17 protein-coding genes are annotated in these 26,036 nt (G+C 73.9%); 13 read left to right on the top strand and 4 right to left on the bottom strand.

The annotated features are described in order from the left end of the window. Window positions 1-18: 18 nt before the first annotated feature. Window positions 19-1,146 carry a S1 family peptidase gene (locus ACFVYA_RS26910; RefSeq protein WP_387048865.1) on the top strand — a complete coding sequence of 376 codons (1,128 nt, stop codon included), beginning with the start codon at window positions 19-21 and terminating at the stop codon, window positions 1,144-1,146. 105 nt (window positions 1,147-1,251) lie between these two features. Further along, entirely contained in the window at window positions 1,252-1,803 is a 552-nt protein-coding gene (locus tag ACFVYA_RS26905; RefSeq protein WP_285992294.1) for a dihydrofolate reductase family protein, read from the top strand. On the opposite strand, the gene ACFVYA_RS26900 is transcribed toward ACFVYA_RS26905, so the two are convergent. The 3 genes from ACFVYA_RS26900 to ACFVYA_RS26890 all read right to left on the bottom strand — a co-directional run bounded on the left by ACFVYA_RS26900 (window position 1,800) and on the right by ACFVYA_RS26890 (window position 4,360). Beyond that, window positions 1,800-2,390, bottom strand: a complete 591-nt coding sequence (locus ACFVYA_RS26900) for a TetR/AcrR family transcriptional regulator (RefSeq protein WP_387048863.1) — start codon at window positions 2,388-2,390, stop codon at window positions 1,800-1,802. The genes ACFVYA_RS26905 and ACFVYA_RS26900 overlap by 4 nt on opposite strands. Before the next feature lie 4 nt (window positions 2,391-2,394). Continuing rightward, the gene (locus tag ACFVYA_RS26895) at window positions 2,395-3,264 is read right to left on the bottom strand and encodes an alpha/beta fold hydrolase (RefSeq protein ID WP_387048861.1); all 870 of its coding nucleotides are present in this window, start codon (window positions 3,262-3,264) and stop codon (window positions 2,395-2,397) included. Window positions 3,265-3,913: 649 nt separating this feature from the next. Further along, the gene (locus tag ACFVYA_RS26890; protein WP_387048859.1) at window positions 3,914-4,360 is read right to left on the bottom strand and encodes a YybH family protein; all 447 of its coding nucleotides are present in this window, start codon (window positions 4,358-4,360) and stop codon (window positions 3,914-3,916) included. A gap of 50 nt (window positions 4,361-4,410) precedes the next feature. Between ACFVYA_RS26890 and ACFVYA_RS26885 the strand changes: the two genes are divergently transcribed. Together ACFVYA_RS26885 and ACFVYA_RS26880 are read left to right on the top strand one after the other, a co-directional pair. Next, window positions 4,411-5,046, top strand: a complete 636-nt coding sequence (locus ACFVYA_RS26885) for a helix-turn-helix domain-containing protein (protein ID WP_387048857.1) — start codon at window positions 4,411-4,413, stop codon at window positions 5,044-5,046. 68 nt (window positions 5,047-5,114) lie between these two features. Further along, window positions 5,115-5,633 carry a VOC family protein gene (locus tag ACFVYA_RS26880; RefSeq protein ID WP_387048855.1) on the top strand — a complete coding sequence of 173 codons (519 nt, stop codon included), beginning with the start codon at window positions 5,115-5,117 and terminating at the stop codon, window positions 5,631-5,633. On the opposite strand, the gene ACFVYA_RS26875 is transcribed toward ACFVYA_RS26880, so the two are convergent. Then, a complete protein-coding gene (locus ACFVYA_RS26875) occupies window positions 5,630-6,055 on the bottom strand; it encodes a DoxX family protein (RefSeq protein WP_285993849.1) in 426 nt (141 codons plus the stop codon). The two genes, ACFVYA_RS26880 and ACFVYA_RS26875, sit on opposite strands and share 4 nt — an antisense overlap. A 430-nt stretch (window positions 6,056-6,485) precedes the next feature. On the opposite strand from ACFVYA_RS26875, the gene ACFVYA_RS26870 reads away from it, so the two are divergent. The 9 genes from ACFVYA_RS26870 to ACFVYA_RS26830 all read left to right on the top strand — a co-directional run. Further along, window positions 6,486-7,175, top strand: a complete 690-nt coding sequence (locus tag ACFVYA_RS26870; protein ID WP_387048853.1) for a TetR/AcrR family transcriptional regulator — start codon at window positions 6,486-6,488, stop codon at window positions 7,173-7,175. Next, entirely contained in the window at window positions 7,172-8,278 is a 1,107-nt protein-coding gene (locus ACFVYA_RS26865; protein ID WP_387048914.1) for an FAD-dependent oxidoreductase, read from the top strand. The genes ACFVYA_RS26870 and ACFVYA_RS26865 overlap by 4 nt, the downstream gene beginning before the upstream one ends. A gap of 32 nt (window positions 8,279-8,310) precedes the next feature. After that, the gene (locus tag ACFVYA_RS26860) at window positions 8,311-8,973 is read left to right on the top strand and encodes an alpha/beta fold hydrolase (protein ID WP_285992286.1); all 663 of its coding nucleotides are present in this window, start codon (window positions 8,311-8,313) and stop codon (window positions 8,971-8,973) included. A 29-nt stretch (window positions 8,974-9,002) separates the two neighbouring features. Further along, window positions 9,003-10,268, top strand: coding sequence for a CdaR family transcriptional regulator (locus tag ACFVYA_RS26855; protein WP_285992285.1), 1,266 nt, complete (start codon window positions 9,003-9,005; stop codon window positions 10,266-10,268). Window positions 10,269-10,353: 85 nt separating this feature from the next. After that, the gene (locus ACFVYA_RS26850; RefSeq protein WP_285992284.1) at window positions 10,354-10,602 is read left to right on the top strand and encodes a hypothetical protein; all 249 of its coding nucleotides are present in this window, start codon (window positions 10,354-10,356) and stop codon (window positions 10,600-10,602) included. A 418-nt stretch (window positions 10,603-11,020) separates the two neighbouring features. Then, window positions 11,021-14,458 carry a beta-ketoacyl synthase N-terminal-like domain-containing protein gene (locus ACFVYA_RS26845; RefSeq protein ID WP_387048851.1) on the top strand — a complete coding sequence of 1,146 codons (3,438 nt, stop codon included), beginning with the start codon at window positions 11,021-11,023 and terminating at the stop codon, window positions 14,456-14,458. Between the two features lie 57 nt (window positions 14,459-14,515). Beyond that, a complete protein-coding gene (locus ACFVYA_RS26840; RefSeq protein WP_387048849.1) occupies window positions 14,516-18,004 on the top strand; it encodes an amino acid adenylation domain-containing protein in 3,489 nt (1,162 codons plus the stop codon). After that, entirely contained in the window at window positions 18,001-23,295 is a 5,295-nt protein-coding gene (locus ACFVYA_RS26835; RefSeq protein ID WP_387048847.1) for an SDR family NAD(P)-dependent oxidoreductase, read from the top strand. Before ACFVYA_RS26840 ends, ACFVYA_RS26835 begins: the two co-directional genes overlap by 4 nt. A 10-nt stretch (window positions 23,296-23,305) precedes the next feature. Then, window positions 23,306-26,036: amino acid adenylation domain-containing protein (locus ACFVYA_RS26830; protein WP_387048845.1), on the top strand; the 2,731-nt coding region annotated here is incomplete at its 3' end.

Here is a 26,036-nt window from a genome sequence, read left to right as displayed (position 1 = left end):
GGCCTTGGAGGAGTTCCCATGCGTCGAAGAATCGCCCTGGCTCTCGGCGGCGCCGCCGTCCTCACCGCGTCACTCGCCTCCGCCTCCCTCACCCCCGCGGCCGCCCAGGCGTCGCCCGGCCTGATCGCCGCCATGCAGCGGGACCTCGGGCTCACCGCCGCCCAGGCGTCGGCCCGGCTCACCCAGGAAATGTCCGCCTCCCGGGTGCTGCCCGCCGCGCAGCGGGCCGCCGGCGCCGCGTTCGGCGGCGCGTGGTTCGACCCGGCGCTGGGCAAGCTCGTCGTCGGCGTGACCGATCCGGCCGCGGCCACCGCCGTCCGGCAGGCCGGGGCCGAACCCACCACCGCCCGGACCAGCGCGGCGAAGCTCGACGCCGCGAAGGCCGCGATCGACGCGTCGGCGAAGGCGGACCCCGCCCCGGCCGCCGTCAGCGGCTGGCGGGTGGACCCGCGGGCCGGCAGCGTCGTGGTCACCCTGCGGCCGGGCGCGCACGGCGCCGAGGTCGACTCCTTCCTCGCCCGGGCGAGGAAGGCCGGCCCGGTCACGGTGGCGACCGCGCCGGCCGCCGAGCCGTTCTCGGCCGGCACCGTCGGCGGTGACCCGTACTACATCAACGGCAACACGCGCTGCTCGATCGGCTTCTCCGTGCAGGGCGGGTTCGTCAGTGCCGGGCACTGCGGCGGCGCGGGCAGCTCGGTCGTCGGCTGGGACGGCTCGGCCATGGGCAGCTTCGCCGGATCTTCCTTCCCCGGCAACGACTATTCGTTCATCCGCATCGGCAACGGCTGGTGGACCGCGCCGGTCGTGCTCGGCTGGGGCACGGTGAGCGACGCGCTCGTCCGCGGGTCGTGGGTCGCGCCGGTCGGCACGTCGGTGTGCCGCTCGGGCTCGACCACGCACTGGCACTGCGGCACGGTGCTGGGCCAGAACGAGACGGTCAACTACGCCCAGGGCGCGGTCTACCAGATGACCCGGACCAACGTCTGCGCCGAGCCCGGCGACTCCGGCGGCTCGTTCATCACCGGTGACCAGGCCCAGGGTGTCACCTCCGGGGGCTGGGGCAACTGCAGCTCCGGCGGGGAGACGTGGTTCCAGCCGGTCAACGAGATCCTGCAGACCTACGGGCTGTCCCTCGTCACGGCGTAGAAAGGGCCCGATGCCGGCGGCGGCCGATGAATCCGGCGGCCGCCGCCGGTAGGTACCGGTGCGGCCGCGCCACCGGGGCGCGGCGACCAGGCACCGGGAGCAATCATGAGCGTGATCGTCGTCGAGTTCACCACCCTGGACGGCGTCGTCGAGGACCCGGACGGTTCCGGCGGCACGGCCGGCGGCGGCTGGGCGTTCCGGCACGGGCCGGAGGCGGTGGCCGGGGACAAGTTCCGGCTCGGATCCCTGCTCGACACCGGCGTCCTGCTGTTCGGCCGGACCACGTGGGAGCTGTTCGCGAAGCTCTGGCCCGGCCGCTCGGGCGAGTTCCCCGACCGGCTCAACGCCGCGGCGAAGCTGGTCGCGTCGCGGACCCTCCAGGACGTGTCCGCGTGGCAGAACTCCGTGCTGCTGCGAGGAGATCTCGCCGAAGCGGTCGAGCGGGAAGAACGGGACGTCATCGTCATCGGCTCGATCGGGATCGCGCAGGAGCTCGCCCGCCACGGCCTCGTCGGCGAGTACCGCCTCCTGGTGTTCCCGAGCGTCGTGGGGGCAGGCCGGCGGCTCTTCGACGACGTCGCGGCCCCCGTGGACTTCGACCTGGTCGCCACCGCCCAGGCCGGGCCCGCGATCCTCAGCACCTACCGGAAGCGCTAGGTCCGCAGGAGGCTCCCGAGCCACCCGCCGAGGACCTGCTGGACTTCGGCGCGCGTCCGTGCCGGGTCGTCGGCCGCGGCGATCATCCGCGCGGCCTCCATCACCGCGCTGAGCACCAGCTGCGCCAGGGCGTGGACGGGCATTTCCACGATCAGCCCGTCCGCCCTGGCCTGCGTCAGCACGGCGACGATCAGGCCGAGGCCGTACTCCGCCTCGATCTCGCGCCAGACGTCCCAGCCGAGCACGGCGGGCGCGTCGGTGAGGGAAATGCGGCGGACCTCCTCGCGCAGGCAGGCGTCGAGGAAGACGCCGAGCCCCTGCAGCATGCCGGCCAGCGGGTCCGCGCCGGTGGCGAACGCGGCCCGCACCTCGTCGGTCAGCTCGCGTTCCAGTTCCTCGACGACGGCGCGGAACAAGCCCTGCTTGTCGGCGTAGTGGTGGTAGAGCGCGCCGCGGGTCACCCCGGCGGCGCGGGTGATCTCGTCGGCCGGCACGGCCTGGTAGCCACGGGCGGCGAACAGTTCGCGCGCGGCGGCGACCAGGGCGGCCTTCGTGCCGGCGGAACGGTCCTGCTGGGTACGTCGCACCCGCCTAATCTGCCATGGCGCCCGCGAACTCGACGACGTGGCGGGCCAGCACCGCGGGCTGGTCCTCGGACAGGAAGGTGTAGGAGTCCGGCACCTCGACGAGTTTCGCGTCCGGCAGCAGCGCGGCCAGCCGGTGGGCCAGCCGGATCGGGAACAGCTTGTCCTCCGGTGCCCACGCGAGCAGCACGGGCCGGTCGAACGTGCGCAGCGCCTCGGCGGCGGCCAGCGTGTGGCGCGGGTGCACGGACCGCAGCAGCTTCCGCAGGTCGCGCCGCACCCCGGCCGACTTCCGCAGCGGTGAGAGGTAAGCCCGCGCGACGGTGTCCGGCAGCGGCCGCTTGACCACCCAGCCGAAGAGGATCGGCAGCGGGTACAGCGCGCGGATCCGCAGCAGCTGCCCGAGCGCCGCCATCGAGCAGGGGATCCGGGCGAGCGGCGGCAGCGCCTTGAAGATCGGCGGGAAGAAGTACTCGAAGCAGTCGGACGGCGTGAGCACGACCCGGCCGACCCGCTCGGGGCGGCGGCTGAGCAGGATCTGCGTGAGCGCGCCACCGGTGTCGTTCGCCACGAGCGTGACGTCCCGCAGATCCAGTGCGTCGAGGAAGTCGGCGATGACGTCGGCGTTGCCGGTGGGGGAGAGGTCGGCGTCCGCGCGCATCGGGAGGTCGTGCGAGCCGAGCGGCAGATCCGGGGCCAGGCACCGGAACCCGGCGGCGGCGACGTCGGGGACGACCTTCCGCCACAGCTCGGCGTTCGTCAGCACCCCGTGCACGAACACCACCGGGGCTCCCGTGCCCCGCTCGGAGTACCGCACCTCGCCGGCGGGCAGCCGGACGCGGTGTTCCTGACCCAGGGCTTCACTGCGGTTCGTCATGCGGCCAGGTTACATACATGGTGTATGTATGTAAATGGGTCAGGAATTCTCGCAGAGCCGGAACGGCGACGGCGGGTCCGGGCGTGACTGGGGCGGGGCTGGGCGGATCTTTGGCCGCCGGGGGTGTCGCCGCGACGGCGGCGTTCCCGGGGGTGGCCGCCGCCTACTCCTGGCCGGCCACACTCACGTCGGGCTCGACCGGCGCTGCCGTGCGGGAACTGCAGATCCGCGTCGCCGGCTGGGCCGCCGATAGTCCGAAGCAGACTTACGTCGCCGTCGACGGGGGACTTCGGCCCCGGCACCGCTGCGGCGCTGAAGCGCTTCCAGGCCGCGAACCACCTGGCGGTTCACCTCGAACGACGGCACGGGGTTCGGCAGCGGCGCCTCTACGTACGCGCACCAGCACGTCGACAGCCGGGTCGGATACGCCTACGGCTCGCCGGGCTGGTGGGGAGAGCGGCACGATCAGCGGAGTGATGCGGTGATGCCCCGGGACTTGGCTTCGGGGAAAGGTCGGATCCGGGGGCACCACCGCCCGCGGGACAGCTGACACGGTGTCCTGCGGTGGACTCACCCTACGAACCGCCCGCGGCCCTGACCAGGGCCTCGATGCGGTGTCGAAGGTTTGTCGCCCGGTCGGTCGGCGGACCTACCGAGAGTGGGTCCCGGTCGGCGATTCCGCGGGCTCGGGTTCGTCCGGCGGCCGGTCGGCGTGGCGGTGGACGATCTTCCATTCGCCGTCTTCGCGCCGGTACACGTGGGTGGCGCGCAGGGTGTACGTCGTGGGCGTGCCGTTGACCGACACCGTGTTGTGCTCGAGGCCGATGGTGTAGGCGAGGTCGCCGCTCGCGCCGGCCGCGACGACCTCGAACCGGTACTCGCGCGAGTCGGAGAACTGGGCCGCGACGCGCTTGAAGGCCGCGTTGACGTCGGGCCAGCCGGTGCGGATCGGCAGCCAGGCCCCGAACAAGCTCACCGGGTCGGCCTGTGACCACAGGGCGGTGCGCGGCTCCGGGTCCCCGCCGTGCATGGCCCGTTCGGCGGCGGTCTGCCGCGGCAGCATCTCGGCGAGGAACGCTTCGGTGGGTGATGGCATGATGACTCCAATACAGTCGTGCTGTTTTCAATACAGTGAGGATGTATCGGATGACCGAGCCCGTCAAGCGCCCGTACGACTCGAGCCGGCGCCGGGAGCAGGCGCGGGAGAACCGGCGGCGGATCCTGAGCGCGGCGCACAGCCTGTTCGTCACGCGTGGTTACGGCCGGACGACCATCGCGGACGTCGCCGCGGAGGCCGGGGTCGCCCCCGAGACGGTCTACTCGGCGTTCAAGAACAAGCCCGCGCTGCTGCACCGCGCGTGGGACGTGGCCGTGGGCGGGGACGACCAGGACGTGCCCCTGCTGGAGCGTCCGGAGGCGCGGGTCCTGTTCGCCGAGCCCGACCTGCGGGCCCGGTTCGCCGCGTTCGCCGTCTTCAACACCGCGGCGATGCGGCGGACCGCGCGGCTGCACCTGGCCGTGCGCGGCGCGGCGGCGAGTGAGCCCGCGGCCGCGGCGATGCTCGACGAGATCGACCGGCAGCGGCTGGAGGCGATGACCCGGCACGCCCGCGCGGCCGCGGCGACCGGGCAGCTGGCGGTGGCCGAAGACGAGTGCCGGGACGTGCTGTGGTCCACGACGGACGGCACGCTGTGGCACCAGCTCGTCGAGCGGCGCGGGTGGTCCGACGAGCGGTACGCGGCCTGGCTCGGCCGGCTGTGGGTGGCGGCCCTGCTGCCTTGACCGGCCCCGGAGGCGCGCTTAACCTTAAGTTGAAACTTCAACCGAACTGCGCGCAGCACGGAGCCCCGATGTCGATCTTCCGCCTGAACCACGCCGTGCTCTTCGTCCGGGACCTGGCCGAAAGCGTGGCGTTCTACCGGGACGTGCTCGGCTTCGGGTACATCGCCGGCGGCGACGCGCACCGGGGCGCGGCGTTCCTGCGGGCGCCCGGGTCGGCCAACGACCACGACCTCGGCCTCTTCGAGATCGGCGCGGACGCCGCGGATTCCGGGGCCGGGCGGACCTCGGTCGGGCTCTACCACCTCGCGTGGGAGGTCGACACCCTCGGGGACCTCGAGCGACTCGCGGCCCGGCTCACCGAAGCGGGCGCGCTGGTCGGCTCGTCCGACCACGGAACCACGAAGTCCTTGTACGCCAAGGATCCCAGTGGGCTGGAGTTCGAGGTCGTCTGGATCATCCCCCGCGAGCTGCTGACCGAAGAGGACCGGGCGAAGAGCGCGTCGACCGGGCGCCTCGACCTCGCGCGGGAACTGGCGAAGTACGGTCCCGACGCGCGCAGCGGCGTCGGGATCTCCCGCACCTCCTAGACCGTGGCGCCCTCCCGCGCCGGCTCGGAAGACCGCTGCCGGACGGAAAGGTTGCCCAGCGCGAAGCGGCCCGCACCGACGAACGCGATGAGCAGCAGCGACCAGCAGAACAGCACGGCCGCTTCGCCGCCGTTCTGGATCGGGAACAGGCCCGTCGGCAGGTGGACGACGAAGTACGCGTAGGCCATCGAGCCGGAGCCGACCAGAGCGGCGACCCGGGTGCCGAGGCCGACGCAGACGAGCACGCCGCACACGAGCTGGATGACCGCGGCCCACCAGCCCGGCCAGGACCCGACGGCGGCGGCGGACTTCGCGCCGAACAGGCCGAAGAGCGTCTTGAGGCCGTGGCAGGCGAAGAGGAAGCCGATGATGATGCGGTAGAGCCCGAGGACGTGTTCGCGGGCCGGGTCCAGGCGGTGCATGGTGCCTCCGGTGAGCGGGGAGAGGGCAGCGGCGAACCGGCCGGAGGTGCGGCCGGACGCGTTCGGAATTCCGATCACCCAGATATACCGGTCGTGGAGAGCTGCCACAAGCGCCAAATGTCGTGTAAGCGAGTTTCGAAAGCGTTAACTCGCTGGTCATCGCGGTGCGGCTGCCTTGTGGCGCAACGGAAAGCCGCCGTACGGGTGATCTTCCCCCGGGTGGTCTGGACCACTGGATAATCTGGCCCGCTCTTTCGGGATTATTTTCGAATCTTTCGATGCGGCCGCTTAACGGACGACTTAACAAAATGATGGATCCGAATGTCGTATTCGACGCACCCGAATGATGCGTTGATTCCCGGAGCGCCCGGCTGGGCGAACATGTTCGCGCCGAACTTGCTCGTAACGAACATGTTCGTTACGGTGGTGCATGACTCCGGGAAGCACCTACAGCCGCCGGGAGCGCCCGGCGAAACCCGCGTTGACGCGTGAGGGGATCGTGGCGGCCGCCGTCGCGGTGATGCGCGCCGAAGGCGTCGAGCGCGTCACCATGCGCCGGCTGGCCAAGGAGCTCGACACCGGGGCGGCGTCGCTCTACGTCTACGTCAAGGACACCGAGGAACTGCACGCCGCGATGCTCGACGTGCTGCTCGCCGAGGTCCGCCAAGACGGCGAAGGGGACTGGCGCGAACGCCTGTGGGCGGTGCTGGACTCCTACCGCTCGGTGCTGTTCGCGCACCCCAGCCTGGCCAGGGTCGCGCTGGTGACCCGGCTGAGCGGTCCGCACTACCTGGCGCTCGTCGAGGCGGTGCTCGCGCTGCTCGACGAGGGCGGCATGGCGCCGGGGCGGGCCGCGTGGGCGGTCGACGTCCTGCTGCTGACCGCCACGGCGACGGCCGTCGAGCACGGCACCCGCCGGGAGAAACCCGGGGCCGCCCGTGAACACGAGGAGATGACCGAGTCACTGGCGGGTGTCTCGCCGCGGACGCACCCGCACATCGCCGCGCTGGGCCCCGACCTGGTGTCCGGGCCCGGCCCCGCCCGCTCGAGGTGGGCGTTCGACGCGCTGCTGAACGGCGCGCTCGCCACCCCGCGCCCCGAACCCGAGGGGACGCTCTGATGCTCTCCGTGACGATCGTCGGCGGGGGCCTGGGCGGCCTCACGCTGGCCCGGATCCTGCACACCCGCGGAATCCCGTCGACCGTCTGCGAACTCGAAACCGCACCGGCCGCCCGCGACCAGGGCGGCACGCTCGACCTCCGCGAGGAGTCCGGCCCGCGCGCGCTGGCCGAAGCCGGGCTGACGGCCGAATTCCGCGCCGTCGCCCGCGAGGAGGGCGACGCGCTGCGCATCCTCGACCGCCACGGTGCCGTCCGCTTCGAAGAGGGCCCCGGTGAGGGCGGTGGGACGCGGCCGGAGATCGACCGCGGCGAGCTCAAGCGGATCCTGGCCGGGTCGCTGCCGGACGGGGTGGTCCGCTGGGGTGCCAAGGTGACCGCGGTGTCGCCGGGGCGAGTCACCTTGGCCACCCGCGACGTCCTGGAAACGGACCTGCTGGTCGGCGCGGACGGCGCCTGGTCGAAGGTCCGGCCGGTGCTTTCCGGTGCCGTGCCGCGCTACTCCGGGCTGTCCTTCGTGGAGGCCGGGCTGTCCGATGTGGACGTCCGGCACCCGGCGGCGGCCGCGCTGGTCGGTCCGGGGTCGATGTTCGCGCTCGCCGAAGGGAAGGGGCTGATCGCCCAGCGCACCGGTGGCGACCGGATCCGGGTGTACGCCGCGGTCCGGACCGAAGACGCCGGCGCCGTCACCGGGCTGGCCGAGCGGGACCGGCTGCTCGAGGTCTTCGCCGGGTTCGCCCCCGATCTGCGGGCCCTCATCGGGGACAGCGAGGGCGCCCTGATCCCGCGGCCCATCCACGCCCTGCCGATCGGGCACTGCTGGGCGCGGGTGCCGGGGGTGACCCTGCTCGGCGACGCCGCGCACGTCATGTCGCCCTTCGCCGGCGAGGGCGCGAACCTCGCCATGCTCGACGCCACCGAGCTGGCCCTCGCGCTGGCGGACCACGACGACGTCGAAAGCGCTCTCTCGGCCTACGAGGCCGCGATGTTCCCCCGCGCGGAAGAAGCCGCCCGGGTCTCGGCGGACAACCTCGAAGCCTGCTTCGCCGCCGGCGCGCCCGACGCGATGGTCGAGCAGATGACGCGCTTCGCCACGCAGGACTGACAGGACTGACAGGACTGACGGAAGGAAAGCCCATGGATTTCGACCTCCTCGACACCGGCGGCGGCGACCGCGCCGTGCTGGTCCTCCACGGTGGCGCCGGACCCCGCAGCGTCACCCCGATCGTCGAGCACTTCGCGCCGCACGCCCGGGTGCTGGCGCCGACGCACCCCGGCTGGTCGGGCACCCCGCGCCCGGACGCGTTCACCGGCGTCGACGACCTCGCCCTGGCCTACCTGGACCTCCTCGACGACGAAGACCTGGCCGACGTCGTCGTGGTGGGCAGTTCCTTCGGCGGCTGGGTCGCGGCCGAACTGGCCGTGCGGGACCGCGGCCGCCGCCTCGGCCGGCTCGTCCTGCTCGACGCCATCGGCCCGGAAATCGCCGGACACCCGGTGCGGCCGCCGCAGCCGCCGCCCGGTGCGCCGGGCCCGGACCCGGCCGACCTGGCCGCGATGCGGACCTACGCCGGTCCGGACCTCGCCGACCCGAAGCTGCTGCGCCGCCTCGCCCGGGTCCGGGTGCCGGCCCTGCTGATCTGGGGTGAAGACGACGTCGTCGTCCCGCCGGCGTTCGGCAAGGCGTACGCGGCGGGGTTCGCCGACGCGCGGTTCGAGGTGGTGGCGGGCGCCGGGCACCTGCCGGCGCTGCAGGCTCCGGACCGGACGTTCGACTTGATCGACGAGTTCCTCGCCTAGGTTGAGGTGCCACCCCCTAAGGTGGCTCCATGGTGGACGAAGAAGTCGTCTCGGAGCGCATCCGGCAGATCGCCGCCACCCTCGAGGGCCGCGCGGGCGAACTCACCGGCGAGCTGGTCCAGCTGTACGCCACCGATCTGCCGCAGCTGGTCAACGACGACGAGCGCATGGTGAGCCTGCTGTCGGCGAGCGTGTACCAGAACATCGAGACCGCGCTGCAGATCTTCCGGCACGGCATCGACCCGGCCGGTGTCGAGCCGCCGGCCGCGGCGATCGAGTACGCGCGCCGGCTGGCGCAGCGCGGCACCCCGGTGTTCGACTTGATCCGCGCGTACGACCTCGGGCAGGCCGCGATGCTCGACTTCGGGTTCGAGGAGTGCACCCGGCTGGTCGACGACGCGGCCCTGCTCGGCGCCATGATGCGCCGGCTGCTCCGGGTCGCCTACGAGTTCATCACCCGGGTCGTCCGCCAGCTCGTCGGCGTCTACCAGGACGAACGCGACCGCTGGCTGCTCAACCGCAGTGCCGCGCGGGCGGCGAAGGTGGCGGACCTGCTCGAGGGGAACGGCGGCCCGCCCGACGTCGACGCCGCGGAGGCGGTGATCGGCTACCGCCTGCGCGGCACGCACGTGGGCATGATCGTCTGGCACACGTCGGAGGCCTTCGTCGACGACGCGCTGTCGCTGCTGGAGTCGGTCGCGGGCGCGGTGTTCGAGCGCGTCCGCGGGCAGGGCCGTCCGCTGTTCGTGCCGCGTGACGAGGCCAGCGCCTGGGTGTGGCTCCCGCTCGCCCCGGGCGCGACGATCGGCCGGGCCCACCTCGACGCGGCGCTCGCCGGAGCCGAAGCCGGCGTGCGGGTGACCGTGGGCGACCCGGGCACCGGCGTGGCCGGCTTCCGCGACACCCATCAGCAGGCCCGCCGGGTGCACGCGCTGGCGCTGGCCGCCGGGGAGCACTGCGACCGCGCGCTGACCTTCCGGGAGGTCGGCACGGTGGCGCTGATGACGAGCGACCTGAACGCGGCCCGCCTGTGGGTCGCGAGCACGCTCGGGCCGCTGGCCGCCGACGACGAGAACGGTGGCCGGCTGCGCGAGACGCTGCGGGTGTTCCTGACGACCGGCGGCAGCTACACGGCGGCGGCCGCGGAGCTGACGATGCACAAGAACTCGGTGCAGTACCGCGTCCGCAAGGCGCAGGAGCTGCTGCCGCGCGGCCTCGGCGAGGACCGGCTGGACGTCGAGCTGGCGCTCGCCCTGTGCCGCCGGCTGGGCTCGGCGGTGCTCTCCCCGGCCTGACTTTGGTGTCCGGGACCACCGGGGTCCAAGATCGTTGGTCCGCCGGCACGAGGTCGGGACGCTGATCTTCGCTTACCGTCGTCCCATGGGTGAGAACGGTGGGATGCTCGCACTGGTGCGGCTACGCCGAGGCGTCGTCGGCGAAAGCAGACGCGTCTGCCACCTGATCCCCGTGCCCGCCGGCCCGGTGCCCGCGCACCTGACGGCCCTGTGCGGTGAGTCGATCTTCCCCGGGGAAGCCGAGGTGCTGGACGGGCTGCGCGGCATGCCGTGCCACGCGTGCCTGGTGCGGAGCGCGCCGCCGGGACCCGGCCTGCTGGCCGACGCGGGCTGAGTCCACCGTGGGGCCGGCCGCGGTCCGTGGCCGGCCACGTTCCGTGCGGGCGCGGCTGAATCGATTTCGTGAAAATGCCACCGCGCACAGGCAGGAACAAAGCGGTCGAATTGCTTGTCGGTGAATATCCGACCGGAACCGGCGGCGATTTCAGTGCGCGATCACGAACGGTAGTCGAGCGAATGTCCACAGTGGTGACGGTTCGTGATTCTGCCGTGGATGGCGTGGGAAACTGCGGCGACTGGTCCAGGATCGATAGGTCATTCGGCTGAACTCTGCGGATTACGTACCCGCAGACGGTGTCGCTCCCCTTAACCTTGCGTGATTCTTCGTCAATCGCACTGGGGAGTGAGATGAAGTCGACGTCACCGCCTTGGTTTCCGCGCGCCCATTCACCGTCGGGCGCCTGCGGCCGGCGATGACGCAAGCCGGAATTCTCAGACGTTTCGCGGAAATCGCCCGGCACTCGCCCGATCGGCTCGCGGTCCTCGGGGATCGCGAGGCGGTGAGCTACGGCCGGCTGGCCGCGTTGGCCGGCGGGCACGCCGCCCGGCTGCTCGACGCCGGGGTGCGGCCGGGTGAGTTCGTCGGCCTGGTCACCGGGCACGGCACCGGCGCCATCGCCGCGATCCTCGGCACCCTGGCCGCGGGCTGCGCCTACGTCCCGCTGGACCCGACGTACCCGCGGGACCGGCTCGCCCACCAGGTCGCGGCCGCGCGGGTGTCGGCCGTGCTGGCCGATCCGGGGCACCTCGAACTGGCGGAAGCCTTGTGCCGCACCGGGTCCGCCCGGGTGGTCCGGTCCGGACGGGACACCGCGCCGCTGCCGGTGCCCGACCCGGACCCGGACGCGCCGGCCTACGTGCTGTCGACCTCCGGCTCGACCGGGACGCCGAAGGCCGTCGCCCAGACCCACCGCAACCTGCTGCACGTGGTGGACAACCAGATCGCGACGCTCGGCATCACCGCCGCCGACCGGGTCAGCCTGCTGGCCTCCTTCGGCTTCGACGCGGCCATCCCCGACCTCTACCCGGCCCTGCTGACCGGCGCCGCCGTGGTCCCGGTCGACGTCCGCGCCCACGGCGTGGCCCACGCGGCCCGCGAGCTCGCGCGGCACGAGGTGACCGTCTACCACTCGACGCCCACGGTCTACCGCTACCTGCTCGACGCCCTCGACGGAGACCTGCCCTCGGTGCGGACCGTCCTGCTCGGCGGTGAGCAGGCCACCTACGCCGACGTCCGCCGCGGCCGGTTCGCGCCCGGCTGCGTGTTCGTCAACGGCTACGGCGCGACCGAGGTGACCTTCGCCGCCCAGTACCGGCTGACCGCCGCGGACGTCGACGAACACGCCACCGGCCCGCTGCCCATCGGGACCGCGCTGCCGGGCTACACGCTCACCGTGCTCGACGGCGGCGAGCTCGAAGTCAGCGGCGAGTACCTGGTCGACGGCTACTTCGACCAGCCGAGCCCGGCCTTCGGCACCACCGGCGACGGTGTCCGCAGCTACCGCACCGGCGACCTCGGCCGGGTCCTGCCCGACGGGAACCTCGTCTGCCTCGGCCGGCTGGACCGGCAGGTCAAGGTGCGCGGGTTCCGGATCGAGCTGACCGAGATCGAAGCCCGGCTCGGCGAACGGCCCGAGGTGGCCGAAGCCCGCGCGGTCGTCCGCGACGGGGAACTGCTCGCCTACGTCGTCCCGGCGGCGGGAGCCCGGCCGGACGGGACGGTGCTGCGGGCCGCACTGGCCGAGGTGCTGCCCGGCCACGCGGTACCCGGCGCCGTGACCGTGGTCGCGGCCTTCCCGCTCACCGTCAGCGGCAAGCTCGACGAGGAAGCGCTTCCGGACCCGCGGCCGCCCGCACCCGCCCCGGCCGCGCCGATGACGCCGGCGGAGCGCCGGGTGCACGCGATCTGGTGCGCGGTGCTGGGTCACGACCGGATCGCCACCACGGACGCGTTCTTCGACGTCGGCGGCCATTCCCTGCTGCTGGGCCGGGTCCAGCAGCGGTTGTCCGCCGAGTTCGGGGCCGAGGTTTCGCTGCTCGGCCTGCTGGAGCACCCGACGGTCGCGGCGCAGGCCGCCTACCTCGACCAGTCCGCTTCCGGCGAGGCACGGCCCGCCGAGGACACTCCCGGCGAGGACGAACCCGGCAGCGACCTGATCGCCGTCGTCGGGCTCGCCTGCCGGTTCCCCGGAGCGCCCGACGCCGGCGCCTTCTGGTGGAACCTCAGCGCGGGGGCCGACGCGATCCACGACTACACCGACGACGAGCTGGCCGCGCTCGGCATCGGGCCGGGCTTGCGAGCGGACCCCGCGCACGTGCGCGCCGGGGGACGGCTCGAGGGCGTCGAGGACTTCGACGCCGGCTTCTTCGGGTTCACCGCGGAGGAAGCCGCGCTGACCGACCCGCAGCACCGGCTCTTCCTGGAGACGGCGTGGCACGCCCTGGAGGACGCGGGCCGCGACCCCGCGCGGGAACGCGGCCCGGTCGGCGTGTTCACCTCGGCCGGGGTGAACCGGTACTTCCTGTTCCACCTGTTCGGGAACCCGGCTGTGACCGGCGACGTCGACCCCGACGACTGGGAGGGCCGGCTGCCCGGCCGCCAGCTGCCCGATCACCTGCCCGGCCAGGTCGCCTACCGGCTGGGCCTGACCGGGCCCGCGGTGGCCGTCCAAAGTGCCTGCTCCAGCTCGCTCGCCGCGGTCGGGCTGGCCGCCCAGAGCCTCGCGGAGTACCGCTGCGACCTCGCGATCGCCGGTGGCGTGAGCGTCACGTGGCCGCGCTACCGCGCGGGTGGCATGGCTTCGCCGGACGGGCGCTGCCGGTCGTTCGACGTGGCGGCCGACGGCGCCGGGTTCGGTTCGGGCGCCGGGGTCGTGGTGCTGCGGCGGCTGTCCGACGCGCTCACCGACTCCGACCACATCCACGCCGTGCTGCCCGGCTGGGCGATGACCAACGACGGCGGCGATCGCGCCGGGTACGCCGTGCCGAGCCCGGCGGGCCAGGCGGCCGCGATCGCCGAGGCACTCGCCGTCGCCGAAGTCGACCCCGCCGAGGTCCGGCTGATCGAAGCGCACGGCAGCGGCACCCCGCTGGGCGACGCCATCGAGGTGGCCGCGCTCAACCGGGTGTACCGGGACGTCCCGCCCGGCACCTGCGCGCTCGGCTCGGTCAAGACGAACATCGGCCACCTCGACGCGGCCGCCGGCGTGGCGGGGCTGATCAAGGCGGTGCTTTCGGTGCGCCACGGCGTCATCCCGCCGAACCTGCACTTCACCGCGCCGCACCCGGAGGTCGACCTGGCGGGCGGGCCTTGTCACGTGCCGGTCAAGGCCGCCGACTGGCCGGACGTGCCGCGGCGGGTCGCCGGGGTGAGCGCGTTCGGCATGGGCGGGACCAACGTCCACGTCATCGTCGAGGAAGCACCGGCGCCCGGGCCGCGGGTGACCGCGGACGGCCCGCACGTCCTGCCGGTGTCCGCGCGCGACCGGACCGCCCTGCGCGAGGCGCTTTCGGCGGTGCGGGACCGCCTCGCCACCGACCCGCCGGACCTGGCCGACGTCGCCTACACCCTCGCCGTCGGCCGCCGGGAGCTCGCCGTCCGGGCGGCGGTGGTCGCGACGACCGCGGCCGAGGCCGTCGAAGCCCTCGACGCGCTGCTGGCGGACGGGACCGAGCTGGCCGGGCCGCCCGGCGCCGCCCGGGAACTGGCCGCTCGCTGGGTCGGCGGCGACCGCGTCGACTGGGCCGCCCGGCACGACGGCGCCCGCCCGGGCCGGGTGCCGCTGCCCGGCTACCCGTTCCAGCGCAGCAGGTTCTGGATCGACCCGCCGGCTCGGGGACACCACCCGTGAGCCGGACGCACAACCACACGGCCGCCACCGCGGCCGTGCCGAACTGGGGAGTTCACGTTGACCGACACGTTGCCCGGCACGGGCATCGACGGCCCGGCCCTGTCAGCGACGACACTGTCTTCGAAAACACTGTCTTCGAAAACGCTGTCCAATGCAGACACGACGGTCGCCGCGCTGATCCTGGCGCAGGCGGAGCGGACGCCGGACGCGCTCGCCGTGCGGCAGGGCAGCACCCGGCTCACCTACGCTGAGCTCGTCGCCGCGGCCTGGGGCGTGGCCGCCGTCCTGCGTGAGCGCGGCGCCGGCCCGGAGACCCGGGTCGGGGTGTGCGCGCACCGGACGCCCGCGCTGGTGATCACCGTCCTCGGGGTCCTGTTCTCCGGCGGCTGTTACGTCCCGCTCGAACCGGGCGGACCGCGGGACCGGCTGTCCGGGATCGTCGCCGACGCCGGGGTCTCGCTGGTGATCGGCGACGCCGCGGTCGCGGAATTCGGGCCAGGGCTCGGGATCGACGTCCCGCCGCCCGGCGCGCCGGGCGTCTGCCCGGCCACCCCGGACAGCACCGCGCACGTGCTCCACACCTCCGGGTCGACCGGGCGGCCGAAGGGCGTGCTCACCACCCACCGCAACATCGTCGCGTTCGCGACCGGGTTCGCCGGGCGGCTGGGCGTCGGCCCGGGCACCCGCACCCTCGGCATCGCCTCGCCCGGGTTCGACGCGTTCACGATGGACGTCTTCGTGCCGCTGATCGCCGGCGGCTCGGTCCAGCTCGCGAGCTCGGCCGACCGGGCGGACCCGGAACGGCTGCGCCGGTTCATCGTCGAGCACGAGGTCGACTGGGGGTTCATCACCCCGACGCTGCTGTCGCTGCTGGACCCCGCAGACGTGCCCGGCTGGCGGACCATCGCCTGCGGTGGCGAGCCGGTGCCCGCCGAGCTGGCCGCCCGCTGGCTGCCCGGCCGGCGGTTCTTCAACGTCTACGGCCCCACCGAGACGACCGTCGTCGTGCTCACCGGCGAGGTCACCGGCACCCCGGCCGACCCGCTGCCGCTGGGCACGCCGACGCCGGACCACCGCGCGCACGTCGTCGACGCCGACCTGCGGCCCGTCCCACCGGGCGAGGTGGGCGAGCTGGTCATCGGCGGGCCCGGGCTGGCCGCGGGCTACCTGAACAGCCCGGAGCTGACCGCGCGGAAGTTCGTCGAAGACCCGGGCACGCCGGGGGAGCGGCTCTACCGCACCGGCGACCTGGCCCGGCTGCGCCCCGACGGCCGGCTGGAGTTCGCCGGCCGCGCCGACCGCCAGGTGAAGGTCCGCGGCCAGCGGATCGAGCTCGGCGAGGTCGAGGCCGCCCTGCGCACCCACCCGGACGTCGACGCCGTCGCGGTCGAGGCCGTGCCGGGTCCCGGCGGCACCCGGCTGGTCGCGTTCCTCACCCCGGTGTCGGCCCCGTCCGACGAGGTCATCCACGCCTACGCCGGGGACCGGCTGACCGAGGCGATGCGCCCGGCCGTGATCCGGCGGCTGGCCGGGCTGCCGGCCAGCACCGTCACCGGCAAGATCGACCGGGCCGCCCTGCGGGCCCTCGCCGAGAGCGAGCCCGCGGCGGCGCAGACGCCCGGATCGCCGGTGGAAGCGGTGTGGCGGACGGTGCTCGGTCCCGGTGCCGGAACCGATTTCCTGCTCTCCGGCGGCGATTCGATCTCCGCGATGCGGCTGGTCGCGGCGCTGCGTGCCGAGTTCGCCGCCGACGTGTCCGTCGAAGACGTCTTCGCCGGGCGGACCCTGGCCGGGCTCGCGCGGCGGGTGGCCGCGGCCGCCCCGCTCACCGGGGCCGGCCTGACGACCGGGCACGCGCCGGCGTTGTCCCCGCCGCAGCGGCGGCTGTGGTTCCTCGACCAGCTCGCCCCGGACGCCGCGCCGTACAACATCGCGATGGCGTTCCGGTTGACCGGACCCCTCGACGTCACGGCGCTGAAGGCCGCGTTGCGGGCGGTCGCCGAGCGGCACGACGTGCTGCGCTGGCGCATCCGCCCGGTCGACGGCGTCCCGCGGGCCGAATGCCTGCCGCCGCAGGACGTGGCCCTGCCGGTCATCCCGGTGGCCGCCGGCGCCGTGGCCGGCCGGCTGGCCGCCGACGCGGCGGCACCGGTGCGGCTCGACCGCGAACCGCCGTGGCGCGTGCGGCTCTACGAGCTGGGCCCGGACGAGCACGTCCTCGGGTTCACGCTGCACCACGCGGTGTTCGACGGCTGGTCGCAGGAGCTCCTCTGCGCCGACCTCACCGCGGCCTACCGCGGCGAGACGCTGCCGCCGCTCCCGGTGTCCTATGCGGACTACGCGGTCTGGCGCGCGGACCGCGACCACCGCCGCGAAGCCGTCGACCTGGCCTGGTGGACGGATCACCTGGCCGGTGCGCCGTCCACTGTGGACCTGCCACGGGACCGGCCGCGCCCGGCCGTGCAGACCTACCGCGGGGCGAGCCACCACCAGGCGTTCCCCGCCGGTGTGGCCGAGGCCGCCGAGGAGCTGGCCCGGCGCGCCGGGACCACCCGCGCCGGGGTGGTGCTGGCCGCGTTCGGGCTGTTGCTGCGCCGCCTCACCGGCGGGGACGACCACCTGGTCGCCACCGTCGTCGCGGACCGGCAGCTGGCCGAAACCCAGGACGTCGCCGGGTTCTTCGTGGACATCGTCCCGGTGCGGCTGCGGGCCGGGGCCGCGGACTTCACCACGCTCGTGCGCGACAGCGGCGAGGAACTGCTGGCCGCCACCGCCCACCCGGCGGCGCCGATCGACCGGCTCGTGGACGCCCTCGGCGTGTCCCGAGACCCGGCGCGGGCGCCGCTCGTGCAGGTGATGGTCAACGTCCTGAACTTCACCGAACCCCGGCTGGACCTGCCCGGCGTGCCGGGGACGTGGCTGCCGGTCGGCAAGCCCGGCTCGCCGTTCGACCTGACCGTCTACGTCCTCGGGCACGGGATCGAGCTGCTCTACAACCCGGACCTGTTCGACGCGAGCCGGATGTCCGCGCTGGCCGAGGACTTCACGGCGCTCCTCGCCGCGCTCGTCGCCGAGCCGGACCGCCCGGCCGGGACGTGCGCACCGGAGCTGCCGCGGGCGGGCGTCCGGACTGCCGCGCCGGGCGCCTCCGGCCGGGCGCCGGCCCGGGCGGATCCGCCCCCCACCGCCGACCCCGCCGCCCTGGCCGCCACCGAAGCGGTCGTCGCGGCGGTCTGGCGGGAAGTGCTCGGCCGCGACGCCGTGGGCGTGACCGACAACTTCTTCGACCTCGGCGGGCATTCGCTCGCCCTGGCCCGCGTCCACGCCGAGGTCACCGCCCGGCTCGGCCGCCGCATCCCGATGGTGGACCTGTTCACCCACCCCACCGTCCGCGCCCTCGCCACCCACCTGCACGCGGGGGCCGCACCCAGCCCGGAGCTCGCCCGCGCCGCCGAGCGAGTCGCCGCCCGCCGGGGGCGCACCCCGTCCAGAAGACCCCGCCGCAGTGCCGGCACGACCGGCCAGGAACAGGAGCGACCGCAGTGACCCACGACCTCGAACCCGACCCCGGCACCGAGCCGATCGCCATCGTCGGGATGGCCGCCCGCGTTCCCGGCGCCGGTGATCTCCGGCAGTTCTGGCGCAACCTCGTCGACGGCGTCGAGTCCATCAAGCCCGCCACCCGCGAGGAACTGCTCGCCCGCGGCGCGGATCCGGCCACTTTGGACGATCCCAGCTGGGTCAACGCCACGACGATGGTCGAAGGCTTCGACGAGTTCGACGCCGACCTGTTCGGCATGACCAGCCGCGAAGCCGAGATCACCGACCCGCAGCACCGCGTGTTCCTCGAAGCCTGTCACTCGGCACTGACCGACGGCGGCTACGACCCGGCCCGCTACCGCGGGGCGATCGGGGTCTACGGCGGCACCGGGCGGACCGGCTACCTGATCGAAAACCTGCTGCGCAACGAGCGCGTCATGGCGTCGCAGCACGGCGGCATCGGGATGTCGACCGGCAACCAGCCGAGCTACCTGACGACGTCGGTGTCCTACAAGCTCGACCTGCGCGGCCCGAGTCTGGCGATCCACACGGCGTGTTCGACGTCGCTGGTCGCGGTGCACCTGGCCTGCGAGGCACTGCGCAACGGCGAGTGCGACATGGCGCTGGCCGGCGGCGTGAACCTGGAGATGCCGCACGGCATCGGGTACATGGGCGTCGAAGGCTTCACCTCGCCGGACGGGCACGTCCGGGCGTTCGACGCCGGCGCCAACGGCACGGTGTGGAGCAGCGGCGTCGGTGTCGTCCTGGTCAAGCGGCTGTCGCAGGCGCTGGAGGACGGCGACCACATCCGGGCGGTCGTGCTCGGCAACGCGATCAACAACGACGGCGCCACGAAGGTCGGCTTCTCCGCGCCGAGCGTCGCGGGCCAGACCGAGGCCATCGCGCAGGCGGTCGGCATGGCCGGGGTCAGCCCGCGCACGATCGGCTACGTCGAGGCGCACGGCACCGGAACCGCGCTGGGCGACCCGATCGAGATCACCTCCCTGTCCACTGTGTACGGACACGGTGTCGCGGACACCGGCTGGTGCGCCATCGGCTCGGTGAAGTCGAACATCGGCCACCTGTCCCAGGCGGCCGGGGTCGTCGCGCTGATCAAGACCGTGCTGGCGATGGAGCACGGGCTGATCCCGCCGACCATCAACTACGAAGAACCCAACCCGGGCATCGACTTCCCGCGCAGCCCGTTCCACCCGGCGCGGACCGTGACCAAGTGGGAGGCGGCCGACACCCCGCGCCGGGCGGGCGTCAGCTCGTTCGGCGTCGGCGGCACCAACGCCCACCTGGTGCTCGAGGAGGCCCCGAAGCCGCAGCGGCACCGGCGTCCGCACCCGGCGCACCTGCTGCGGGTGTCGGCGAAGACGCCGGAGACCCTGGCCACCGCGGTCGAGCGCCTCGCCGACCGGCTGGCCGGGGACGTCGACCTCGACCTCGCCGACGTCGCGCACACCCTCGCCGCCGGGCGTACCGAGTACGCCCACCGCGCGGTCGTCGTCGCCCGCGACTCCGAAGACGCGGTCGACGGCCTGCGCGACCCGCGGCGCGTGCTGACCGCGCAGGCGGCCGAGCTCAAGGTGGCGTTCCTGTTCTCCGGCCAGGGCTCGCAGTACGCCGGGATGGGGGCCGAGCTGTACCGCAGCGAGCCCGTCTTCGCCGCGGCCGTCGACGAGTGCTGCGAGCTGGCCGGCCTGCCGGGCCTGAAAGAGCTGATCTTCGACCGCGGCGGGGACGCGCGGTTGCGGGAGACCCGCTTCACCCAGCCCGCGCTGTTCGTCGTCGAGTACGCGCTGGCCATGCTCTGGCGCAGCTGGGGCGTGCGGCCAGGGGCGATGATCGGCCACTCCGTCGGCGAGTACGTCGCCGCGACCGTCGCCGGGGTGTTCACCCTGGCCGACGCGGTGAGGCTGGTCGTCCGGCGCGGTGAGCTGATGCAGGCCATGCCGGCCGGCGCGATGCTCGCCGTCCAGCTCGACGAAGAGGCCGTGACGAACCGGCTGCCCGAAGGCCTGGCCATCGCGGGCGTCAACGGCCCGGGCACCTGTGTCGTCGCCGGGCCGTCCGGCGCGATCGCCGATTTCGCCGCGCTGCTCAGGTCGAGTGACGTGCAGTGCCGTGAGCTGGTGACCTCGCACGCCTTCCACTCGCCGATGATGGACCCGATCCTGGCGGAGTTCACCGAGGCCGTCGCCGCGGTGCCGCGGTCGGCGCCGTCGCTGCCGTTCCTGTCCAACCTGACCGGCGGCTGGATCACCGACGCCCAGGCCACCGATCCGGGGTACTGGGCCGCCCACCTGCGCCAAGCCGTCCGGTTCGGCGACTGCGTGCGGACGCTGTTCGCCGGCGGCGACCGCTGGGCCCTGGTCGAATGCGGTCCGGGGCACCAGCTGGCCGGGCTCGCCCGCGGCCAGGTGCCGAAGGGCCTGCCCGCGCCTCGGCCGAGCCTGCCCGGCCGCACCGACCGCGAAGGCGACGTCGAAACGCTCCACGCCGCGGCCGGTCTCTTGTGGACACACGGCGTATCCGTCGAGCCCTCGGCTCCCGGGTACCGCGTGCCCCTCCCGGGCTACCCGTACGCGCGCAAGCGGTACTGGGTCGATCCCGATCCGGCCGGGACGGTCGCCGCCGTTCCGGCGCGGCCGAGCGGGCCGCTGCCCCTCGACGAGTGGTTCGCCGTGCCGTCCTGGCGGCAAGCCGCGCCGGAGCTCCGGCGCGAACCCTTCGCCTCCTGCCTCGCGTTCGTCGACGACGATGTCCTGCCCGGGCTGTTGCGGGAGGCCGGGGTCACGATCACCGAGGTCCGCCCGGGCGATCGGTTCTCCGCCACCGAGGCCGGCTTCACCGTGCGGCCCGGAGCCCGCGAGGACTACGACGAACTCGTCGCCGCTCTCGGAGCCCGCCCGGAGCGGGTCGTCCACGCGTGGGCGCTCGGCGGGACCGAGACCGGGATGGCCGCCCAGGACCGCGGGTTCTTCAGTGTCCTCAACCTGGTCCAGGCGTGGGGCGAGCCGGTGCGGATCGACCTGCTGAGCACCGGCACCGCCGACGTCACCGGCACCGACCTGATCCGGCCGGAACACGCCACCCTCGCGGGCATCGCGCGGGTCGTCCCCCTCGAGGTCCCCGGCACGGTCGTGCGCCGGATCGACGTCGAGCGCTTGTCCGGCGAGGTCGTGGCCGAGCTGTTCGGGCCGGCGGACACCGCGGAGGTCGCGCTGCGCCGCGGCCGTCGCTGGGTCCTGGAGCACACCCAGGTCACCGTGCCCGAAGCGGCGACGCCGGTGCTGCGCGAGGGCGGCCGGTACCTGATCACCGGCGGGACCGGCGGAATCGGCATCACCCTGGCCGAGGACTTCGCGCTGCGCGTCCGGGCCAAGCTCATCCTCCTGACGCGCTCCGGCCTCCCGCCCCGCGAGGAATGGGCCGCGTACACCGCCGACGACCGGGCGGGCCGCGCGATCCGCGCGATCCGGCGGATGGAGGCGGCCGGCGCGGTGGTGCACGTGCTCGCCGCCGACGTCACCGACCCGGCTCGGCTGCGGGAAGCCCGCGAGCTGGCCGAACGCGAGTTCGGCGGCCTCGACGGGATCGTGCACGCCGCCGGGCTCCCCGGCGGCGGCGTCGCCGAGGTCAAGGAGCGGGCGGCCGCGGAAGCGGTGCTGGCGCCGAAGATCGGCGGCACCCTGGCACTCGCCGAAGCGTTCGCCGACCTGCCGATGGACTTCGCCGCGCTGTGCTCGTCGGTCACCGCCGTCTCCGGCGACTTCGGGCAGGTCGACTACTGCGCGGCCAACAACTTCCTCGACGCCTACGCCCGCGGCGACCACGGGTGGCAGGCCCGGGTCGTCTCGCACGACTGGGCCGGCTGGGACGAGGTCGGCATGGCCGCCGAGGTGGCCGCGCCGACGACCATCCGCTCGACCCGCACGAAAGCGGACGGCCCGGTCACGCACCCGGTGCTCACCACCCGCACCGGCGAGAGCGGCCACGGGCTCGTCTCCGCGGCCGGGCACTGGCTGCTGGCCGAGCACCGGATCGCCGGCGTGCCGGTCGTCCCGGGCACCGGACACCTCGAAACCGTGCGGGCGGCGGTCGAGGCCGTCCTGCCGCGCCCCGGCGAAGGTCACGTCGTCGAACTGCAGGACGTCGCTTTCCTGGAGCCGTTCTCGGTCCCGGAAGGCACCGTCGCGGAATACCGGGTCGGCTTCGACGGCGACGGCTTCACGGTGACCAGCCGCGCGGCCGGGGTGACCAAGGTGCACGTCCGGGGCTCGGCGGGCTGGGTGCCGGCGCCCACGACGTCCACTGTGGACCTCGACGCGGTGCGGGACCGGACCCGGGTGCTCGACGACGGCAACGCCTTCGGCACCGGCCGGACCAGCATGGTCACCTTCGGCCCGCGCTGGGCCGCGCTGCGCACCCACCACGTCGGCGAGCACGAGGAACTGGCGTCGCTCGTCGCGCCGGACGCGGCGGCCGGCGACACGGGCTGGGGACTGCACCCGGCGCTGCTGGACGTCGCGACCGCGTTCGGCCGCGGCCGGGGGAGTGGCACCTACCTGCCGATGAGCTACGGACGGGTGGTCGTGCACGCCCCGCTCCCGGCGAGCTTCCACAGCCACCTGCGCTACCGGGCCTCCGGCGGCGACCAGGTGATCTCCGCCGATCTGACGCTGTGCGCGGACGACGGGCGGGTGCTCGTCGAGATCGAGGACTTCGTCCTGCGGCAGGTCGACGAAGGCGCCGTGAGCGGCGGGCTCGCGGCCGTCGCACCGAAGTCTACTGTGGACTCCGGCGGGATCCGGCCGGTCGACGGCGCCGAGGCGTTCCTGCGGGCCCTGACGCCCGGCCTCGGCGGGCAGGTGGTGATCAGCACCCGCCCGGTGGCCGACCTGTTCGACCGCCGGGTGACCGCGGAACGCCTCGAAGAGACCGAAGAGGTCGCCGAGACGGTGTCGACGCAGGCGCAGGACGACTACCTCGCCCCGCGCACCGACCTCGAGGCGGAGATCGCCCGGCAGTGGGCCGAGGTGCTCGGCGTCGAGCGCGTCGGCGTGCACGACGACTTCTTCGCTCTCGGCGGCAATTCGCTGGTCGCCATCCAGCTGATCGCCCAGGTCCGCAAGACCACCGGCGCCCGGCTGGCGATGAAGACGCTGTTCGAATCCTCCACGGTGGCCGCGCTGGCCGAGCGGATCGAGGAACTGCGGAGCGGCTCCGCGCCCGCGCCCGCCGACGAACCCGCACCCGCCGCGACCACCATCCCCAAGCTCGAGCGCTGAAGCAGGAGACATGACCGACACGAAGGAATGGACGTTCCCGGCCTCGTTCGGGCAGGAGCGGATCTGGCTGTCGAACCAGCTCGACCCGGCGTCCCCGGTGTACAACCTCCCCTGCCAGGTGCGGCAGGACCTCCCGCTCACGGAAGGACAGTGGCGGGCCGCGCTGGGCGTGGTCGTCGGGCGCCACGAAGCCCTGCGGACGGCGTTCCGGATGGACGGCGCCGACCTCGTCCAGGTGGTGCACGCCGACGTCCCGATCGACCCGGACGTGCACGACCTGCGCGAGTTCCCCGACCGCGAAACGCGGGCGGCCGAGCTGGCCGAGGCGATCGCCCGCCGCCCGATCCCCCTCGACGCGGCGCCGCCGTGGCGGGCCCAGCTGGTCCGGCTCGGTGACGCGGACTGGCTGCTCACCTTCGTCGTGCACCACACCGTGTTCGACGCCGGCTCCGTGCTCGTGCTGGCGAGCGAGCTGAACGAAGCCTGCAACGCGGCTGCCGAGGGCCGGCTGCCGAAGCTGCCCGAGCTCGCCATCCAGTACCCCGACTACTCGGCCTGGCAGCGCGGCCGGCTCCCGGTCGTCCGGGCCCAGCTGGACTACTGGCGCGAACGGCTCGCCGGGCTCCCGCCGGTGCACAGCCTGCCCACCGACCGGCCGCGGCCCGCGGAGTTCGGGTTCGCCGGTGACCAGGTCGACTTCACCCTGCCCGACGGCGTCCTCGACCGCGTCGGCGAGGTCGGCCGGGAGCTGTCGGCGTCCCCGTTCATGGTGCTGCTGGCCGCCTACACGGCGCTGCTGTCCCGGCTGTCCGGCTCGGCTGACATCGTCGTGGGCGTGCCGGTCGCCGGCCGGGACCTGCCGGAGCTGGCACCGCTGATCGGGATGTTCGTCAACCAGCTCGCCATCCGCGTCGGCTGTGACGGCGAGCTGTCGTTCGCCGATCTGGTCGGCCGGGTCCGGACCGCGGTGCTGGACGCCATCGAGCACGGCCAGGTGCCGTTCCAGCTGGTCGCCGACGCGGTCCGCCCGGAGCGGGACGGGAGCGTGCAGGCGGTCTACCAGCTCGGCTTCAACTTCATCCCCGACTCGGGCATCGAACCGGTCCGCTACGCGACCGCCAAGGACGACGTCGCGATCGACCTGACCGCCACCGGCGGCCGGCTGCTCTACCGCACCGACCTGTTCGACCGGGCCACCGCGGAGTCCCTGGTGGAGCGGTACCTCCGGGTGCTGACGGCCGCGGTCGCGGACCCGGCCGTCGCGGTGGCGGACCTGCCGCTGCTGTCGGACGCCGAACGCGCCCAGGTCCTGGAAGAGTGGAGTGGTTCGTCCACAGAGGACGCTCCGCTGGTCGTCGAACGCTTCGAAGACCAGGTGCGGGCGACGCCGGACGCGATCGCCGTCGACCTCGGCGGGGTCCGGCTGACCTACGCCGAGCTGAACGCGCGGGCCAACCGCGTCGCGCACCGCCTCGGCAGTGGCGGCGTGGCCGGGGTGTGCGCGCCGAACTCGGCCGAACTGGTCGTGGGCATCCTCGGCGCGCTCAAGGGCGGCGCCGCCTACGTGCCTTTGGATCCGGCGAACCCGGCCCCGCGGCAGGCGCTGATCCTCGCCGACGCCGGCGCGCGTGTGGTGCTCACCGCGGGGGACGTGACCCTCGATGCGGAGACCCTCGACCTGGGTGATCCGGCTCCCTGGGCGGACTCCTCCGAGGAGAACCCCGCGCGGCCGGGCCCGGACGACATCGCCTACGTCATCTACACGTCCGGCTCGACCGGGCGGCCGAAGGGCGTCGAGGTCGGCCACCGCGCCCTCGCGACCTACCTCGGTTGGGCGCGCGAGGCCTACCCGAGCCTGGCGGGCCGTGCGCTGCTGCACACGTCGGCGTCGTTCGACCTGACGGTGACCACGCTGCTGGGCCCGCTCACCGCGGGCGGGTCCATTGTGGACGCCGGGCGCCCGGACTTCGTCAAGGCGACGCCGACCCACCTCGCCGTGCTCCCGGAGGAGTCGTACCCGACCGGCGACCTGGTCGTCGGGGGCGAAGCACTGATGGGCGAAGCCGTGCGGCCGTTCTCCGGGATCGCCGTCACCAACGAATACGGCCCGACCGAGGCGACGGTCGGCTGCATCGCCCACCGGCTGGACGGCCCGGTCGACGGACCCGTGCCGATCGGCCGCCCGATCCCCGGCACCCGCGCCTACGTCCTCGACGAGCGGCTGCGGCCGGTCCCGCCCGGGGTCGCCGGGCAACTGTTCCTCGCCGGGGCGCAGCTCGCGCACGGCTACCTCGGGCTGCCCGAACTCACCGCCGAACGGTTCCCGGAGGGCCCCTTCGGCCGGATGTACGCGACCGGCGACCTCGCGCGCCGGCGTCGCGACGGCACCCTCGAATACCTCGGCCGGACCGACGACCAGGTCAAGCTGCGCGGGTTCCGGATCGAGCCGGGGGAGGTGGAAGCCGCCCTGCGGGAGCTGCCGGACATCCGGGACGCGGCGGTCGCCGTCCGCGAAGGGACGCTCGTCGGGTACGTCGTCGGCAGCGCGGACGGCGCGGCCGACGCCCTGCGGGCCACCCTGCCGGAGTACCTGGTGCCCACGGTGTTCGTCACGCTGGACGCGCTGCCGGTCGCGGCGAGCGGCAAGCTCGACCGGGCCGCCCTGCCGGACCCGCAGCTCGGCGGCGGCACGGAGTACGTGGCCCCGGGCACCGCGGCCGAGGAGCTGGTCGCCGAGGTCC

Origin of the sequence: Amycolatopsis sp. NPDC058278, from assembly GCF_042881395.1 — a bacterium.
GTDB lineage: Bacteria > Actinomycetota > Actinomycetes > Mycobacteriales > Pseudonocardiaceae > Amycolatopsis.
The sequence above is the reverse complement of the archived record's forward strand: the minus strand, read 5'-3'. Positions and strand labels throughout refer to the sequence as shown.